We start from the raw sequence: 17,029 nt of genomic DNA on the forward strand, positions 1-17,029 counted from the left end.
CGGGGAGCCCGCCGTCGGGGCGGGGCCAACCATGACCTGCCTCGTGTTTCGGGCTGCCCAATGAGAACTATTTGAACAGGATGCTGATTTCTGCAAGAATCGAAGCTCAAAGCTGCAAGGATGAGCATCGCTGATCGGCCTGTTGGTTCATTTGCCCGATTTCGTGCAGGTGGATCAGTGTCCGGCGTCTTCCAGATGTCGTCGATCCGGCGACCACGGCTCGCGCCGGCGCGGACGAGTCGTTCGGCGCACGTCCCACGAAGGAGCCACCGCATGTCGACGAACAGGTCGTCCCGCACGACCGCCGAGATCGCTTCTCAGCCCGATTGCTGGAGCCGGGCGGTGGAGATGCTTCCCGAGCTCGCCGCGGTCCTTCCCCGCCGGGGGGAACGTGTCGCGGTCGTGGGGTGCGGCACCTCATGGTTCATGGCGCAGGCGTACGCCGTCCTGCGCGAGAGTGGAGGCCATGGGGAGACGGACGCCTTCGCGGCCTCCGAATTCCCTGAAGGGCGCGCCTACGACCGCATCCTGGCCATCACGCGCTCGGGTACCACGACCGAGGTGCTCGACCTGCTCGACCGGATGCGCGGTGCGGTGCCCACCGCGGCGATCACCGCGGACGCCGCGACCCCGGTGATGAAGGCGGCCGGCGCCGTCGCGGTACTGGACTTCGCCGACGAGGAATCGGTCGTACAGACCCGGTTCGCGACCACGGTCCTGGTGCTGCTGCGGGCCCACCTGGAGGCAGAAGGCATGCTGCCCGGCGGTGTGCGATCCGTTGCCGAGGCGGTTGAGGATGCCCGGCGCGCGCTCGCCGAGCCGGTGTCGCCCGCGTGGCCGGGCGCCGAGCAGATCACTTTCCTCGGCCGCGGCTGGACGTACGGGCTCGCGCTGGAGGCGGCGCTGAAGATGCGTGAAGCGGCCGGTGCCTGGACCGAGGCGTATCCGGCGATGGAGTACCGCCACGGACCGATCAGCATCGCCGGCCCGCATCGGCTGGTGTGGGGATTCGGCTCGCTCCCGGCCGGGCTTGCCGACGACATCGAGCGTGTCGGAGGCACTCTGATCGCCGGATCCCATGACGCCGCGGGCGGCCTAGACCCGCTGGCCGACCTGATCCGGGCGCAACGCCTGGCCGTCGCGACCGCGGAGGCCCGTGGCTTCGACGCGGACCGGCCCCGCAACCTGACCCGGTCCGTGGTGCTCGCGGGACCGGACGCGTGACGCGTTCGGCCCGGGGGAGTTCGCAGGCTGCGCCCCGGTCGCACGTGCCCCGGTCGCACGTGCCGCGGCAGGCCGTGGCGCCGACGGCCGCCGCGGTCCTGCGGCTCGCCGCCGGTGAATTCGACGCAGATGTGCACCACCCATTCCGTACCGCAGCGCACGTGGAGGAAGCTCATGCCGCTCACGCCCACCCGTGAGATCGTCCACAATGCCCGGGAGAGCGGCGTCGGAGTGGGTGCGTTCAACGTCATCCAGATCGAGCACGCCCAGGCCATCGTGGCCGGCGCCGAGGCGGTCAAGCTGCCGGTGATACTCCAGATCAGCGAGAACACCGTCCGCTACCACGGCTCGCTCGAACCGATCGGTCTGGCCGCCCTCGCCGTCGCACGGGCGGCGCAGGTCCCGGTGGCCCTCCACCTGGATCACGCGGAGTCGGCGCAGCTCGTACGGCAGGCGGCCGCACTCGGCTTCACCTCGGTGATGTTCGACGGAGCGAAACTCCCGTACGAGGAGAACGTCACCGCCACGAAGGACATCACTGCGTACTGCCACGCGCGCGATGTCTTCGTCGAGGCGGAGCTGGGCGAGATCGGCGGCAAGGACGGTGCCCATGCCCCGGGCGTGCGCACCGACCCGGACGAGGCCCGGGAGTTCGTCGCGGCGACCGCTGTCGACTCCTTGGCCGTGGCTGTCGGCAGCTCCCACGCGATGCTCACGCGGGACGCCGTCCTGGACTTCGGCCTCATCGGCAGGCTGCGGGAAGCCGTCAGCGTGCCACTGGTGCTGCATGGGTCGTCCGGTGTCGACGATGCGGGACTGGCCGAGGCGGTGCGTGCGGGAATGACCAAGATCAATGTGTCGACGCATCTCAACAAGGCGTTCACCCGGGCTGTCCGGGAGTATCTCGCGGTGCATGCCCAAGCCGCCGATCCCCGCACGTACCTGGGACCCGCTCGGGACTCCGTCACCGCGGAGGTCGCCCGCCTGCTGAGGGTCTTCAAGGGCCCCGAACAGTCCTGACGGCGTAGCGGCATCTGTCCTTCCGCTCCATGCCGCGACGCTCGGTGAACCAGGGGGAGAAAAATGCCAAGTGGTCGCCGACGTCGTGCCGTTGACCGGCCTCCGCCCTGCTGCAACACTCGCAAGGCAGCCAAGTGGTTTAGACCACTTATGGTCTCCTGTGTTCTCAATCTCCGGGCGTCTCCCGGCCTCGGGCCGGGGCCGCGATCCGGCCCCTCGCCTGCCCGAGCCGCCACAGGAGGCTCGGGCGCAGTCGCGTGAGACGGCCGGGTGACGTCGACGGTCCAGGGCCGCAGCCGCGTGACGCCGCCGGCTCAGGGCGCCGGGGCATGGGCGGGCAGCGGCTGCTCCGCCCAGATGGACTTCCCGCGCGCGTTGTAGCGCGTGCCCCACAGCCTGGCGATCTGCGCGACCATGTACAGCCCCCGGCCTCCCTCGTCCGTCTCCATGGCCCGCCGGACATGGGGAGACGTGCTGCTGCTGTCGGAGACCTCGCAGATGAGGCTGCGGTCGTGGATCAGCCGGAGACGGATCGGGGGAGTGCCGTAGCGAATGGCGTTGGTGACCAGCTCGCTGACGATCAGTTCGGTGGTGAATTCCAGTTCCTCCAGGCGCCATTGGGACAGCTGTGTCTTGGTCATCGCGCGTGCCCGGTGCACGACTTCGGGTTCAGCCGACAGATCCCAGGTGACATGCCGGTGTGCCTTAAGGCCCGTCATCCGGGCTGCCAGCAGAGCCACATCCCGCGAGGGATGCTCGGGAATCATCGTGCGCACGATGTGGTCGCACATGTCGTCCAGCGTCGGGGGAGTGCCGGGCTCTGCGGCGTGCGGCACCGCCGAGAGCCGCTGAAGCAGCGTGCCCGGCGAGGCCTCGCGTCCCGGGCTCCCGGGCGGATCCTCCAGACCACTGGTGTACAGCACGAGCGCATCGCCGTCGGAAAAGACCACCTCATGGCTGTCGAACGGGGCTCCGCCGCTGCCCAGGGGCACGTTGTCCCGGAGTCCGGCGAAGGACACCTGCCCGTTCGCCCTCATCAGCGCGGGCGGCGGGTGCCCGCTGCCCGCCATTTCGCAGTGCCGGGTGATCGGGTCGATGACCGCGTACATCAGGGTTGATCCCTCGGCGCCGTCGATGAACGGGATGCCCTCCCCCTCATCGGATCGCTTGGCCTGGGCGTCGAGGTGGGTCAGCAGCTCGGCCGGCGACAGGTCCAGGTCGGCCAGGGTGCGTACGGCCGTCCGGATGCGGCCCATGGTCACCGCCGCGTGCAGTCCCCGGCCGGCGGCGTCGCCCACCACGAGCGCGACGCGCGCTCCGGAGAGCGGGATGACGTCGAACCAGGCACCGCCGAGCACGGTACGGCCGGAGGCGGGAACATACCGCGACACTGTCTCCACACCGGTGAGGCACGGCAGCTGCTGGGGCAGCAGGCTGCGCTGCAGGGCGAGCGCAGTCTTCCGTTCACGTGTGTAGCGGCTGGCGTTGTCGATGCACACGCCCGCACGGGCCACGAAGTCCTGGGCCAGCAGGACATCGTCGTCCTCGAACCGGTGCGCGCGCTGGAATCGGAGAAAGACCACGGTGCCGAGGGGGGTTCCGCGGGCGTACATGGGGACCAGCAGCCAGGAATGGACTCCGCGTTCGCGAATGAGCGCCGCACGCTGAAGGTCCATGGTGGCGATCTCGGCGAAGAGCTGCTCGCCCGTCAGGAGCACCGGCCTGCCGTTGGCCAGCGCGAGTGCCGCCGGTGAGCCGGGTCCCGAAGCGAACGGATCGACCTCGCCCGTGGCGACCAGCGTCTCCACCTGCATTCCGCCCACCACCGATTCGGCCGCGCGACGCAGGACGAAGGCGTCCGACACGGGCCCTCTACCGGGTTCCTCACCGCCGAACACCGAGTCGAGGATGTTGACATACGTATAGTCCGCGAAGCGTGGCACCGCTACGTCGGTCAGCTCCTGTGCGGTGCTCAGCACGTCGAGTCTGCTGCCGATCCTGGCGCTCGCGTCGTTGACCAGCCCCAGCCGCTCGCGTGCCCGGACCTGCCCGGTCACCTCGAAGACGGCATGAGCCAGCGCAATGACATCTCCGGAGTCACCGCGCAGGGGCAGAATCGTCTCGGACCAGACCTTGTCCCGGTCCGGGTCCTCGGGCGCCCGGCCGAGGATCTCCACACCGATCTGAGCCCTGCCGCTGGCGAGGACTGTGCGCTGACGCTCCTCGAACTCATCCAGATCGAGCAGGCCTTCCGGGGCGACCTCGCGCATGGTCCGTCCGAGCACGTCTTCCGCGAACCCCGAGGACCGGACCTGGGATTCGTTCTGGGCCAGAAAACGCAAGTGATCGTCGAAGACGTCGATGAGGAACGGTGACTCCTTGAACAAGCCCCGTAGCAGTGCGCGACGCAGTTCGTGATGGCGTGCGGCTTCCTCGCTCTCGGCCTGGAGCAGCCATTGCTCCTCACCTGCCGCCCCTTCGAGCCGGTGCGCCCACAGCACCGCATCGACGCTGCTGCCGTCGCGGGCGCGCAGTGCCACGGCCCCCAGATAGCCTTCCGGCTCCCCGCAGCGGCCGATCAGCTCGTCCGCCCGCTGCTCCGCACCCTGCGCGCAGAGCAGGTCGAGACAGGAGGACCCCTGGATCTCTTCGGCGGAGTAGCCCAGCAGACGCTGCGCGCCGGGACTCCACCGTACGAGGACACCGCGACCGTCGACGGCGGCGAAGGCGTTGCCCCGTGGCTCGGGAGGCCCACCCGAGACATCAGGGAGGACCATGTGAGGCATAGGTACAGGACACACCCGGTCGGGAGCGCACACCACTCGGGGCGCGAGCGGTTCGCCGCCTTCAGGGGGGCGGGCGACGGGAATCCGAAGGCGTGCGGCCGGCCCCGGGGACAGGGCGGCCGCACGTGCTCCGGGATGAGGTTCGGTGCCGTATGGGGCCGGCAGCCGGGTCAGCGGTGTGCCGGGCGGTTGGCCGTGAGGAATGGGCGGTGGTCCGTCAGGGGATTGCGGCCTATGACGGGGCGCTCTGGTGAACGTCGACGTCCTCAGCGGGCCGCGAAGCCGGCGGCGCGGTGACCGATCATCATCGCGGCGAGGTTGGTCTGGGCCCGCGGAAGCGAAGGCATGACCGACGCGTCGGCCACCAACAGGCCGTCCACACCCCGTACATGAAGCTGCTCGTCGACGACGCTGCCGTCATCCCGGCCCATCCTGCAGGTACCCACCGGGTGGTGGTAGGAGAGCGCCCTTAGACGGCACTCCTCGCCGAGGTCGTCGGCACGCCACCACGGATTGTCCGGAAGCTTCAAGGTGCCCTGGGCGGCCAGCTCGTCCACGATGCCGGCCACCGTCGTGACGATCTCGACCGTTCGCGCACGGTCCAGCGGGGCGGAGAGGTGGTTGAGGTGCACCCGCGCCCGGTCCGGTCCCAGTTCGAGCCGGCCGCGACTGAGCGGGGTGACCAGTGAGCTGGTGACGGACGCGGTCAAAGGGCCGGCGGTGGGATCGAAGAAGGGCGCGTGGTAGGCGAACACATGGGCCTGAGGGTGGTTCTTGCCCTCCAACTCAAAGGTGAGCAGGGTTCCTTGGCCACCCGGTAGAGGCAGCGCGGTGGGGTCGGTGACATCCACGTACATCTGGAGGATGAAGTGGTCCGACAGGTTTGCGCCCACTTCCGGAGCGTCGGCGAGCACCGGCAGGCCCGCGGCGCGCAACCGGTCGGCGCTCGCGATGCCGGAGCGGAAGAGGATCTCGGGCGAGCCGAACGTCCCGGCCGAGAGGATCACCTGGTCGGCTTCGACGGTGTGTTCCCCTCGGGCATCGCGGACGACCACTCCCTGGGCCGATCCGTGACGGATGAGCAGACGCGCGACTTCCTGCTGCGGGCGCAGTTCGACGTTGGGACGTGTCCGCAGCTGTGGCAGCAGGGTGACCAGAGTGCTCATCCGGACGCCGTCCACGCGATTGGTGGGGAAGGGGCCGAATCCGAGTTCGCCTGGGGCGTTGTGGTCGGCTACGGGGGCGTGTCCCCGGCTCCTGTACGCGCCGTGGAAGGCGAGGTCGAACGTGCCGGGCTCGTGACGCGTGACCGGGACGGGGCCGGTGGACCCGTGGTGTTCGGTGTGGCCGAACTGCTGGTCCGCCTCGATGGCTTTGAACGAAGGAAGGCACGTGTCCCAGGTCCATTCGGGCGAGCCCCAGGAGTCGTAGCACCAGGGGTGTCCCCGTACGGCGGCGGCCGCGTTGACGGCCGAGCTGCCTCCGAAGACCTTCCCCCGGGGCAGGAAATGGCCGGTGTCCGCGTCGGAGTACTCCCAGTAGTACGCGGGCGGCAGGAGTATCTCGGTGCGCAGTTCGCCGGGGACTTGCGGACCGGGATCGATGCCCGCGTCGATGATGACGACGTCGTGCCCGGGATCCTCGCTGAGTCTCCAGGCACACATGAGGCCCGCCGAGCCGGCCCCGACAATGACTGTTCGCATGAGGTGGCGCCTTCCTTCGTTCTGTGAACTTTTGTTCACGACGATTGATGTGAGCTTTCATGACAGGTCGGAGGATTGTCAACGGCGGGCCGGAAAAGGCGTGTTGCTTCGTCGGATCGCCCGGCGGGCCTGCCGGGCTCGGCTCGGCCCCCGCCGGGTGCTCAGCCGGTTGCCGTCCGATGATGATTTCCGTGCGATATGGAAGGGAATGAACATGACTGAACAGAGTCATGAGCGACGGCCTGTGGTTTCATTGCCTGGTAGGTGCACAGGCAGGGGGACAGCAGATGGCGGCGGCGCATGCTCGATGGAGTGCACTGCTGGAGATGTTGACGCGTGACGGGCGTATTGAGGTCGAGGCAGCCGCGACCGAACTGGCCGTCTCCACCGCGACGATCCGGCGGGACCTCGACGAGCTCTCCCGGCAGAACATGGTCACGCGGACTCACGGCGGCGCCGTGATCAACGCGATCGCCTACGACCTGCCTCTGCGCTACAAGGCGGCCCGCAACGCCCCCGAGAAGGAGCGGATCGCACAGTCCGCGGCGGGCATGGTGAAGGCCGGTGCCGTGGTCGGCCTGAACGGCGGCACCACGACCACCGAGGTCGCCCGGGCCCTGGCCGCCCGTACCGATCTGACCGAGAGCGGCAACGACACCTCGTTCACGGTCGTCACCAACGCTCTGAACATCGCCAACGAGCTGGTCGTGCGACGGCATGTGAAACTCGTCGTGACAGGAGGCGTGGCACGGCCCGCCTCCTACGAGCTCATCGGGCCGCTGGCCACCGAGTTGCTGGCGGAGATCACCCTCGACCAGGTTTTCCTGGGCGTCGACGCCATCGATGTCACCCATGGGGCGACGGCGCGCCACGAAGGCGAGGCAAGCATCAACCGGGCTCTGGCCCGGCGGGCACAGCAGGTCGTCGTGGTCGCGGATTCGACCAAGCTCGCCCAGCGGGCCTTCGCCCGGATCTGCCCGGTGGAGGACGTCCATGTGCTGGTGACGGACAAGGGCGCGCCGACCGAGCTCACCAAGCCGTTCAGCGCGGCCGGTGTGAAAGTCGTCCGCGCCTGACACGAACCGACTCGTCGGATACCGAGGCGCTGAGCACCCCGATCGGGAGGGCGCCCAGCCTCGCCGGGGCTTCTGCCCTGCCCGGAACTCACCCGCGCGCTGACTGAATGCGCCTGTGCGTAGGCGAGTTCAGTTCGATTGGTTTCAACACATCCCTCTTTTCGACCAATCCGATGACTTGCCGGGTCCGAATCATGCCGAGTGCGGTGTCCGGCCGCACCTGAGGGTGCGCTCGAACGCGGCGCATGCGCACAACCAGTACACGGCAACGAGCGAGGAACATGAATACGAACGCGAAGATCACCCAGGAGGCGGGCTCTGTCGATCATCCGGACGACCGAGAGGATGCGCAGATCCTCTGGTCGGGTCGGGGAACCGAGCTCATCGAGCAGGGCGGCCTCAAGGGACGTGCCGTCGGGAAGCAGGTCGTGAAGGCTGTTTTCGTCGATGCCAGCGGGCGTCGGGGCAGAAGAGTCCGCCGCCTCGGCTGGTTCGTCGGCATGGCCTGCGCCTGCTATGCCGTAGCTCTTGCCGGGGTCCTCATCGACGGGGAGTCGGGAGCCCCGTGGCTCCGCCTCCCCGTGGCCATACAGAACAAGGCCGTCGGACCGTCGAAGGTCAGGCCCGTTCCCGCTCCTGGAAGTCCTGGCCCCTCGGAGCAGGGCGCGGACTCCGGAGACGACGTGCTCGCTGGCGCGCTCCCCGTGGAGACCTTCGGCCCGGACGGCACCGGCGACACGCCCACCCCCGGTCAGGAAGTAGCCGGAGCCGGGACGTCCGGCGGCTCGGTCCCCAACCCTGCCCATTCCGCGAGGGCGGTTCCCGCACCCGGCGCGGGCGGCATGGTGCGGTACCCCACTCCCGCCCCGGAGGAAACCGACCGGCCGACGGCCGAACCGACGGCCGAACCCACAGTCGAACCCACGGCCGAACCGACCGCGGAGCCGACCGGGCAGAGCCCGGACCCCAGTACTCCGTCACCGACGGGGAGTTCCGGGGAGCCGAGCGAGGAGACGACGCCCCCCGAAGCCTGACCGGCAGACGGTCCGGGGGCGGGACCCGCGTGTTGCGCGGGTCCCGCCTGTTGTCGTTCGTAGGGCCGGATCAGCCGCGCAGGCGGTAACTGGTGGCGAATCCCGACGTGCTGCATACGCTCAGCTGGCTGCTGGTCTGGTCGTAGGTCCACCCGGACGGCACGGTGCACGCCCACAGTCCGTTGGCCGGACTGCGCAGGTGGTAGCTGGTGGCGAACCCGGACGTGCTGCATACGCTCAGCTGGCTGGAGACCCGGTCATAGGTGAGGTTCCAGTTGGGGAGGGTGCAGGCCCACAGGTTGTCCTGGGGCGCACGCATTCGGTAACTGGTGGCGAAACCGCTGGTGCTGCACACGCTGAGCTGGCTCGAGACCTGGTCGTAGGTATAGCCGGGGGAGAGACTGCAGACCCAGATATTGTCCTGCGGGGCGCGCAGGTGGTACATGGTTTGGAAACCTGACCCGCAGGTGTTGAGCTGGCTGGACACCCGGTCGTAGGTGTAGCCGGCGGGCACGGTACAGGCCCATGTGTTGTCAAGTCCGGATGCCTGAGCCCGGGCCGCGGGCGCGTTGACGGCAAAGAGCAGAGCCGTTGCGAGCAGGGCGAGTGTGGCGAGCAGGGCTCTGGACAGGTCCGGGAACGAGCGCGTGGATGTACGCATGTACCACCTCTTTCTGGCAGGGCCGCGCCGCTGGTTGAACGGCTGTTCGGACAGGCGGTGGCTGACGCCGCGTCGGGGTGAGGCGGGTCGGCCGCCGGGGTCACCGGCCTCAGCAAGTTAGCGACGCGGCCCGGAGAGTAAGAGGCTGTTTTCGGTCCATGTAAGAACAAGCCACCGGAATCAGGGATTCTGGTGCGATTCCAGACACTTCTCATCGATCGGCTCAGGCGCTGTCGAGGGCCGTGGCGTGGCGGTTCGGCGGTCTGGATCCTGCCTGCTGAATGTGGTGGCGCGCGCGAGGGATGGGGCCTCGCCTCTTTCGTGTGAAACGCGTGCCCGAGCCTGGACGCTCACAAGTGACTCGGGATTACATGCAAGTGGTAAATATCCAGCTTTGGGTGCTGTGCCCCTGGAAGGGGTTCCGGTGCCGGCGTGAACCGTGCGGCATCGGCACAGGCAAGACCGTCGGCTGTTCGAGCCGGGCACCCCGACACCTGTCGGCAGCCGAAACCCACTCCTTGTCCACTCCTTCAGGCAGGACGCACGTGATCGACCAGGTTCGCACGCTGTACCGGCATGTCAGAGGGCGGCTGAGTGGTCACGACGCGCTGGCGCAGCAGGTTCCGCTGCCACGTCGAAGTGAACCGGTCTTCACCGCCGACTTCACCTCAACCACCCAGTGGGTCCAGGGGCGCACCTGGGCCTACCCGAACGGCGGACCCACCAACCGCGGGGACAACAAGCTCGACCACCTGGTGCTGGACCCGACCTACTGCCGCACCGGCACGTTCCGCGCGACGCGGCGCCCGGAGGACACGTGGAGCGCGGGACTGCTGACCACGGAAGGCAGCGCCGAGGGATTCATGGTCCGCTCGGGCGATGTCCTGGAAGCCAGAGTGCGCCTGCCTCGCGAGATCGGCGCCTGGCCCGCGATCTGGACCTGGTACGAGGGCGGCAGCGAGGTCGACGTCTTCGAATACCACCCCGACAACCCGGACCTGTTGGAGCTGTCGAACAGGGTGAGAAGCCGGGGCCACTACTACCGCCATGAGGACATCGGCCCAGGTACCTGGGTTGAGTTGAGGGTGGAGCTGGGTGTCAAGTCCGTGGTGTGGTGGGTCAACGGCACCAAGGCGTACGCCGATCGTGCCGGAGTGGGCCGGCGCTGGCGTGCCTACCTCATCGTGAACCTCTCGGTCTGTGCGGGGGAGTACCACCCCGCGCCGGATGCCACGGCCACGGCGATGTCGTACGAGGTCAGTGACGTGCGCGTGTACCGGCCGTGAAGGGCGACCGGCTCAGCGCGGATGGGTCCCCTCGCCGATCGCGCCTTCCGCCCCTTCCGGTGCCGGTCGGTCAAAGATGCTCGCAGGGACGGGAGTTGGGGCCCTGGCTGGAGAAGTGGGTGACGGGACGCTCAAGAAGCTGCCCTTCGAGGAACATGTCGACCCGCTCGTTGTAGAAGGCCACCAGCCCGGCGACCGGCATGAGCTGCCGGGTGGGAAAGTCGTAGGTCCAGGCGAGGTCGGGATACAGCTGCTCACCGACCCTCGCCGACCAGTATCCGCTTGTCGTGCCCTTGTAGGGACAGGCGGTCACGGTGTCGGTGGCGATCAGATGCCTGAAGTCGATCAGGTTGCGGTCCAGGTAGTACCGGGTCGGCAACCCCGTCTCGAAAACCATCACCGGCGAGGCGGACTCGGCGAGGACGACCCCTTCCAGCTCCACCCGGACCTGCCGGTTCGAGCGCAGGGCGTCGACCCGGGCATACGGATGACGAGGATGGACGAAGACCTGCTCGTCTTCCTCGAACCATGCGTCCAGCGCGGCCCAGTCGAAGCGGACCGTGCCGCTCAGCCCGTCGACGGGGGAGTCCCGAAGTACCTTCGCCGCGTGCGGGCGACGGATGTCGCCCAGACCGACGCCATGCACCTCGACCGTGCCTCGGCTGCTGTGCTGGGTACGGTCCTCGCTCGTCAGCAGACCGGGACGGATGTCGTCGAGGGGGATGTAGTACTGCGGGTAGTGGCTCCACTCCCACACGTACCGAGCCCGGGTGGTGTCGAGGACGGTCTCACCGGCCAGGACGGCCCGGATCCGCCGGGGTACCGGTGCCACGTGATTGACCGGTACGACCATCTCTGGATAGTCGGGCATGTCGCTCCTCCTCGGTCGTGGGCCGACGGGCCGGCCACGTCCGTCCATGTGACCAGGCCGTCGGCTCCGCGCCGGTCAGGACGGACCTCGGGGTGTCGGCCCGCCCGGCGCGAGCGGCGCCTGCTCGGGAGAAGACCGAGACGTCGGCGTACCGGATCGCGCTCCGGTCCGCGGCCTGCGTACGGAGCTCGCTCAGGCCGTGTCCACGATCCAGTTCGGTGCGCCGCGTCTGACCGCCGTGAGTTCGGAACCGACCGAATGGAGCCCGATGGCGTACGTACCGTCGTCCTCCGTTTTGCCCGGGGCCCACGAGCTGTAGGCCAAGCTCGCGTTCCTGGCCATTGTTTGTGCCTTCGCCGCGAAGTACACAGGGACCTCGTACTCGAATGCGCCTGGCGCTGTCGGGCCCTGTGAGCGGCGTACGGCCCACCGGCAGTTCGGGAACCGCGCGGGTTCGGCGAGGTGCAGTTGCCGCAGCGCGGTGCCCAGGGCGGCGTGGGTCGGATCGGTGTCCCTCCACCACATCGTGCACAGACCGGCGTTGGGGTACAGATCGGCGTACCGAGTGATCAGTTCCTTGGCCCGGGGGACGTCGATGGCCGGCTTCCGCCAGTCCAGCTCCAGGTGCAGGTTCTCCGGGAAGATGCCCAGGGGGCCACAGGCCGCCTTCAGCTCCCTGTCGCGGGCCTTGGCGAACGCCTGCGGGGTGATAGGCGTCAGGTGGTCGTAGCCCTCGCGCTTCGGATAGTGCCAGCCCCAGTACTTGTTGGCCACCTCGCCGTTCAAGGCGCGCCGCACCCTTGAGGCGGACCCGTCCGTGGCGAGGACGACATGGACCTCCCGGCCGGAGAGCGCATGATGCGTCAGGATCCTCCAGGCCCACAGCAGGCCGTCGTCCTGGTGCGGCTCGAACCAGATGAACGGACGCCCGGTCGGGGCTACGGGGTCGACCACGGAGATAGTCGACGGAGGGTTTGGTTCTGCCTGATGTGCGTCGTGTGCCCGCTCCCCACTCGTTGCCGCCGCATGGGAAGCGGCCGTGACGGGGGCTGACGCACCCAGCCCCAATCCAGCCGCTGTGCGAAGAACCAATCGCCGGGACATCCCGGGCATTTCGTCCATGAAGTCATCGCCCTCTCCCCCCAGCCGCGAGACAGGTCTGCAACGCGGCAGCCGGCGCGCTCCGCTGCTCTCGCGTCAGCCCGGCTGCTGATGTAGAAGGCGATTCCGGCGCAGCGGTTGGCCGCTGGACGGTTCATGTGACGTACGCCATGTTTCTTGCGGCAGGGCTGGTTTTTTGGACGGCCTTATGCGGATCTCGTGGAGCATTCGACGCCGGATGCAGGGTGGTTGCCCCGGGTTTGGTGGGCGGCGCTCGGGTGGCGAGGCCGCACGCAGTCGGGGTCCACGGCCAGCGCCCTGGCGATCGCCAGCCGCTGCCGCTGTCCTCCGAGCCGCGCCTCACGGCGGCCGGGGCGCGCACTGTTTCGTACGAGGGTGACCGGCTTCAGTGGTCGATGGTGGAGCTGACGAGTGCTTCGAGCTGGTCGGCGAACCCGGTCGAGCGGCTCGGTGGACCGCTTGGCGCGGCGCAGGGCGACGGCGCCCTCGACCGCCGCGACGATGAGGGTGGCGAGCCGAACCGCCTGCTCCGGCTCCGCTCTCTGCTGTCGCAGGGATTCAGCCAGGAGCTTCTCCCCGTTGTCGAAGCGCGCGGCGACGTCATCTCCCTGCCCGCGGCGCACGAAGGAACCTGCGAGGTCTACCGGCTCAGCCGGAAATGCACAGTCGTCACCAGCGGGTGAGGCGCCGGAATCGTCCAGGGTGGGCCCATGGCACGCCCGCTCGGCGGATCTCCAGCCGGACGATCGGTCGCAAGTTACCCATTGGTATGACGTGACTTAACACGCTCGCAACAGTAGAACTTGTTCTCACTCGACCGAGAGTGAGGAACATCACATGAGTGATGCTACCAAGTGCGATGGCGGATCCAAGGGCGTTTCGCGTCGCGCATTCATCGCTGGAACGAGTTCTATTCTAGGAGCCGTCGCTGTTGGCGGCTACGCCTCGTCGGCCCGGGCGGATGCCGCACCCGCAGCTCCGATCGTCACCGGGGCCCACGTTCCGGCCCTGGTGGTCGGTACGGGATACGGCGGCTCCGTCGCCGCTCTGCGCCTCGCCCAGGCCGGCGTCGACGTGCACATGATCGAGATGGGGATGTCCTGGGACACCCCCGGGTCCGACGGCAAGATATTCGCCAACACCACCAAGCCGGACTACCGGTCCTTCTGGCTCCGCACCAGGACCAAACAGCCCCTCAGCAACTTCCTCGGCTTCCCGCTCGACAAGGACGTTCCCAAGTACACCGGGATCCTGGACGCCGAGGAGATGGGCGGCATCACCGTCTACCAGGGCCGCGGCGTCGGTGGCGGTTCCCTGGTGAACGGCGGTATGGCAGTCACCCCCAGGCGCGAGAACTTCGGCGCGATCCTCCCGTCGGTGAACGCCGACGAGATGTACTCCACCTACTATCCGCGCGCCAACGCCGCACTCGGCGTCAGCACCGTCGATCCGGCCTGGTTCGAGACCGCCGATTGCTACCGGTACGCCCGGGTCGGCCGCAAGCACGCCCAGCGCTCCGGTTTCCCGTTCGTGTTCGTGCCCGATGTATACGACTGGGACTACATGAAGCAGGAGGCGGCGGGCACCGTCCCCAGGTCGGCACTGGACGGAGAGATCCTCTACGGCAACAACCACGGCAAGAAGTCACTGCCCAAGACCTATCTCGCCCAGGCCAGGGCGACCGGCAAAGTCGCCATCTCACCCCTGCACAAGGTCACTTCGGTCGCCCCGGCGCCCGGCGGCGGCTACCGCGTCGTGATGGAACAGCTCAGTACCTGCGGCGACATCGTGGCCGCCAAGACCGTGACCGCGGACAGGGTGTTCTTCGCGGCCGGAAGCGTCGGCACCAGCAAACTGCTGGTGAAACTGAGGGTCACGGGCGCGCTGCCCGGCCTGAACGACGAGATCGGCAAGGGCTGGGGCGAGAACGGCAACGTCATGTGCGGCCGCGCCAATCACCTGTGGGACCCGACCGGCAGTCTCCAGGCGAGCATTCCCTGCTCCGGCATCGACAACTGGGCCTCCGGCGGTGCGTTCGCCGAGGTGGCACCGCTGCCCACGGGGATCGAGACATACGCCTCGTTCTACCTCTCGATCACCAGGAACCCGCATCGCGCAGAGTTCTCCTGGAACGCCTCGGCGGGCAAGGCCGAACTGAACTGGCAGACCGCCTGGAAGCAGCCGTCCATCGACATGGCCAAGACGATCTTCGACAAGATCAATGCGAAGGAAGGGACGATCTACCGGACGGACCTCTTCGGCGCGTACAAGATCTGGGGCGACCACCTGACGTACCACCCGCTCGGCGGCGCGGTACTGAGCAAGGCGACCGACAACTACGGCCGCCTTCACGGCCATCCCGGCCTGTACGTCATCGACGGCTCGCTGATCCCCGGCAACAGCAGCGTCAACCCCTTCGTCACCATCACGGCGCTCGCAGAACGGAACATCGAGAAAGTCATCGCTACCGACCTGTGAGGCACAGCCTCCCGCAGAGTGGGCCCGCTCCGCACCGGGCTCACGGAGCGACGCGGTACAACTCAGTGAGGCCGGCTCAGTGCCCGGGCAGAACGCAGACGGTATCCAGCCCCAGTACATGGTTGAGACGGCCGAACGCGAGCCAGGAGCCGATGCTCATGCTCAGCTCCACGATCTCGACCTGGCTGTAGTGCGCTGTCATCCGGGTCCAGAACTCGTCGTCGATGCCGTGGTGGTCCAAGGTGTACCGCTCGGCGTACTCGGCGGCCAGCCGTGTGCGGTCGTCGAACGCTTCGGTGGTACGCCACTTCGCCACCGCGTCGGCGAACTCCTCCTCGACCTTCTCGCCCTCCCTCTCCGTGCGCCAGTCCAGGCAGAAGACACATCCGTTGATCTGGGCCACCCGCAGTCGCGCGGCCTCGAACTCGCGCAGCCCCAGCGTCGTATGGGCGTACACCGACAGCGAGAAATTCGCGGCGGCCATCCCTATGCCGGGAACCATGTCCCCCCATACGTAGCCGATCGGCTCATGGCCCTCGGGGATGTCGATGATCATGGCTGTTTCCTTCCGAGTCTGCCTACTGCGGGGCGCAGCGGGATGTCGAGTGCGTCGTAGAGTCCGGGCTCCGCGTCCACCAGCCAGTCAATGGCGCCGACCAGGCGGCCGACAGCGGTGGCGTTCCCACCCGCGGACCGGTTCTCGCCCTCGTCGACGGCTTCGACCGTCACTTCGATGCGCGGGCGGCCCTCGATGATCACCCGGTGTGCCCCGTCGCCGTTCGGCGGCGTCGGCCAGTCGGGCGCGCAGGCGGGGTGGATGCGGGTGACGTGCTCGATGACGATGCGGGGTTCGCCCTCGACGATGCCCTGCACCTCGAAACGGACCGCGCCCTGGGTGCCGGCTGTGAACGCGCCCATCGTCCTGGTGCTCACCGTGGCATCCAGCGGGCGCCGGTCCACGGTCTCGCGTATCTCGTCGAGTTCGGCGCCCAGAGCCCTGGCCATCAGGCGTATCTGTCCGCCCCACACCATGGTCGGGACCGTCGGCAGAAGCATCGGCGGTTCGTAGTCCATCGGCTGGCCCATGCCGACCAGGTAACGGACCGAGTCCTCCTGCTCGTAGGTGGAGTAGTCGAAGATTTCCTGACAGCGGATCACATCCACGGTCGTGCCCAGTCCGCTGATCAGCAGCGGGAGTACGTCGTTGCCCCAGCCGGGGTCGACGCCCGATACGAACAGCGAGCCGCGACCGTCCGTGATGGCGGCCAGGACCGGATCCCGCATCTCCGGTGGGGCGCCCGACTGGTCGTAGAGTGCGTACAGCGCCGGGGTGACGACCACGGCTCCCGCCCGGATCGCCCTGACGATGTCCGCGAGGGCGTCGTCGGGACGGATGTCGCCGGAGGCCGCATACACCACGGCCCGTTGACCGGAAGCCAGCACGGCATCGCTGTCGTCGGTGGCCACGACGCCCAAGCGGCGGTCGAGCCCGGCGAGTTCGCCCGCGTCACGGCCGACCTTGCCGGGGTCATGGACGAGGACGGCCGAGAGTTTCAGTGCCGGATGGGCCTCTACGGCTCGGATGGCCGCGCGGCCGACATTGCCCGTACCCCAGACAACCGTGGAAATCATGCGCGGAGGGTAGCGACAGGGCCTATCAGTTCATAGTGCCGTGCCACGGGAAAATCTGGGCGGCCGTGAGCACCTCATGGCCTCGGCGGATCCTGTCGGGGCCGAAGCCGGGTCCTGTTGGGGCCGTGACCCGGGC

At 68.2% G+C, this 17,029-nt stretch carries 14 protein-coding genes; 6 read left to right on the forward strand and 8 right to left on the reverse strand.

Annotation, left to right across the window (positions count from 1 at the left end; all coding sequences use genetic code 11):
- Nucleotides 1-273 precede the first annotated feature (273 nt).
- On the forward strand, nucleotides 274-1,224 hold the full coding sequence (locus OG293_RS34725; protein ID WP_406002710.1) for an SIS domain-containing protein: 951 nt from the start codon (nucleotides 274-276) through the stop codon (nucleotides 1,222-1,224).
- A 174-nt stretch (nucleotides 1,225-1,398) separates the two neighbouring features.
- Nucleotides 1,399-2,244, forward strand: coding sequence for a ketose-bisphosphate aldolase (locus OG293_RS34730; protein WP_406002711.1), 846 nt, complete (start codon nucleotides 1,399-1,401; stop codon nucleotides 2,242-2,244).
- A gap of 314 nt (nucleotides 2,245-2,558) precedes the next feature.
- Here OG293_RS34730 and OG293_RS34735 read toward each other — a convergent pair whose 3' ends face one another.
- Nucleotides 2,559-5,030, reverse strand: a complete 2,472-nt coding sequence (locus OG293_RS34735) for a SpoIIE family protein phosphatase (RefSeq protein ID WP_406002712.1) — start codon at nucleotides 5,028-5,030, stop codon at nucleotides 2,559-2,561.
- 266 nt (nucleotides 5,031-5,296) lie between these two features.
- On the reverse strand, nucleotides 5,297-6,733 hold the full coding sequence (locus tag OG293_RS34740; protein WP_406002713.1) for a GMC family oxidoreductase: 1,437 nt from the start codon (nucleotides 6,731-6,733) through the stop codon (nucleotides 5,297-5,299).
- A 287-nt stretch (nucleotides 6,734-7,020) separates the two neighbouring features.
- Here OG293_RS34740 and OG293_RS34745 point away from each other — a divergent pair, with 287 nt between their 5' ends.
- Together OG293_RS34745 and OG293_RS34750 are read left to right on the forward strand one after the other, a co-directional pair.
- The gene (locus tag OG293_RS34745; RefSeq protein WP_406002714.1) at nucleotides 7,021-7,809 is read left to right on the forward strand and encodes a DeoR/GlpR family DNA-binding transcription regulator; all 789 of its coding nucleotides are present in this window, start codon (nucleotides 7,021-7,023) and stop codon (nucleotides 7,807-7,809) included.
- 281 nt (nucleotides 7,810-8,090) lie between these two features.
- On the forward strand, nucleotides 8,091-8,843 hold the full coding sequence (locus tag OG293_RS34750; protein ID WP_406002715.1) for a hypothetical protein: 753 nt from the start codon (nucleotides 8,091-8,093) through the stop codon (nucleotides 8,841-8,843).
- Between the two features lie 70 nt (nucleotides 8,844-8,913).
- Here the strand turns inward: OG293_RS34750 and OG293_RS34755 are convergent, their stop codons facing one another.
- The gene (locus OG293_RS34755; RefSeq protein WP_406002716.1) at nucleotides 8,914-9,504 is read right to left on the reverse strand and encodes a hypothetical protein; all 591 of its coding nucleotides are present in this window, start codon (nucleotides 9,502-9,504) and stop codon (nucleotides 8,914-8,916) included.
- 590 nt (nucleotides 9,505-10,094) lie between these two features.
- On the opposite strand from OG293_RS34755, the gene OG293_RS34760 reads away from it, so the two are divergent.
- On the forward strand, nucleotides 10,095-10,790 hold the full coding sequence (locus OG293_RS34760) for a beta-glucanase (RefSeq protein ID WP_406003808.1): 696 nt from the start codon (nucleotides 10,095-10,097) through the stop codon (nucleotides 10,788-10,790).
- Nucleotides 10,791-10,860: 70 nt separating this feature from the next.
- Here OG293_RS34760 and OG293_RS34765 read toward each other — a convergent pair whose 3' ends face one another.
- The 3 genes from OG293_RS34765 to OG293_RS34775 form a co-directional block, all read right to left on the reverse strand.
- Nucleotides 10,861-11,661, reverse strand: coding sequence for a DUF427 domain-containing protein (locus OG293_RS34765; protein ID WP_406002717.1), 801 nt, complete (start codon nucleotides 11,659-11,661; stop codon nucleotides 10,861-10,863).
- Between the two features lie 192 nt (nucleotides 11,662-11,853).
- Nucleotides 11,854-12,615 carry a PIG-L family deacetylase gene (locus tag OG293_RS34770; protein WP_406002718.1) on the reverse strand — a complete coding sequence of 254 codons (762 nt, stop codon included), beginning with the start codon at nucleotides 12,613-12,615 and terminating at the stop codon, nucleotides 11,854-11,856.
- A gap of 353 nt (nucleotides 12,616-12,968) precedes the next feature.
- Entirely contained in the window at nucleotides 12,969-13,406 is a 438-nt protein-coding gene (locus OG293_RS34775; protein WP_406002719.1) for a hypothetical protein, read from the reverse strand.
- A 214-nt stretch (nucleotides 13,407-13,620) separates the two neighbouring features.
- Between OG293_RS34775 and OG293_RS34780 the strand changes: the two genes are divergently transcribed.
- On the forward strand, nucleotides 13,621-15,261 hold the full coding sequence (locus OG293_RS34780; protein WP_406002720.1) for a GMC oxidoreductase: 1,641 nt from the start codon (nucleotides 13,621-13,623) through the stop codon (nucleotides 15,259-15,261).
- Nucleotides 15,262-15,337: 76 nt separating this feature from the next.
- Here OG293_RS34780 and OG293_RS34785 read toward each other — a convergent pair whose 3' ends face one another.
- Nucleotides 15,338-15,817, reverse strand: a complete 480-nt coding sequence (locus OG293_RS34785) for a carboxymuconolactone decarboxylase family protein (RefSeq protein ID WP_406002721.1) — start codon at nucleotides 15,815-15,817, stop codon at nucleotides 15,338-15,340.
- Nucleotides 15,814-16,893 (reverse strand): dihydrodipicolinate reductase, encoded by a 1,080-nt coding sequence (locus OG293_RS34790; RefSeq protein WP_406002722.1) that lies wholly within the window; start codon nucleotides 16,891-16,893, stop codon nucleotides 15,814-15,816. Before OG293_RS34790 ends, OG293_RS34785 begins: the two co-directional genes overlap by 4 nt.
- Nucleotides 16,894-17,029 lie beyond the last annotated feature (136 nt).

It is taken from the genome of Streptomyces sp. NBC_00829, from assembly GCF_045161795.1.
Taxonomy (GTDB): domain Bacteria; phylum Actinomycetota; class Actinomycetes; order Streptomycetales; family Streptomycetaceae; genus Streptomyces.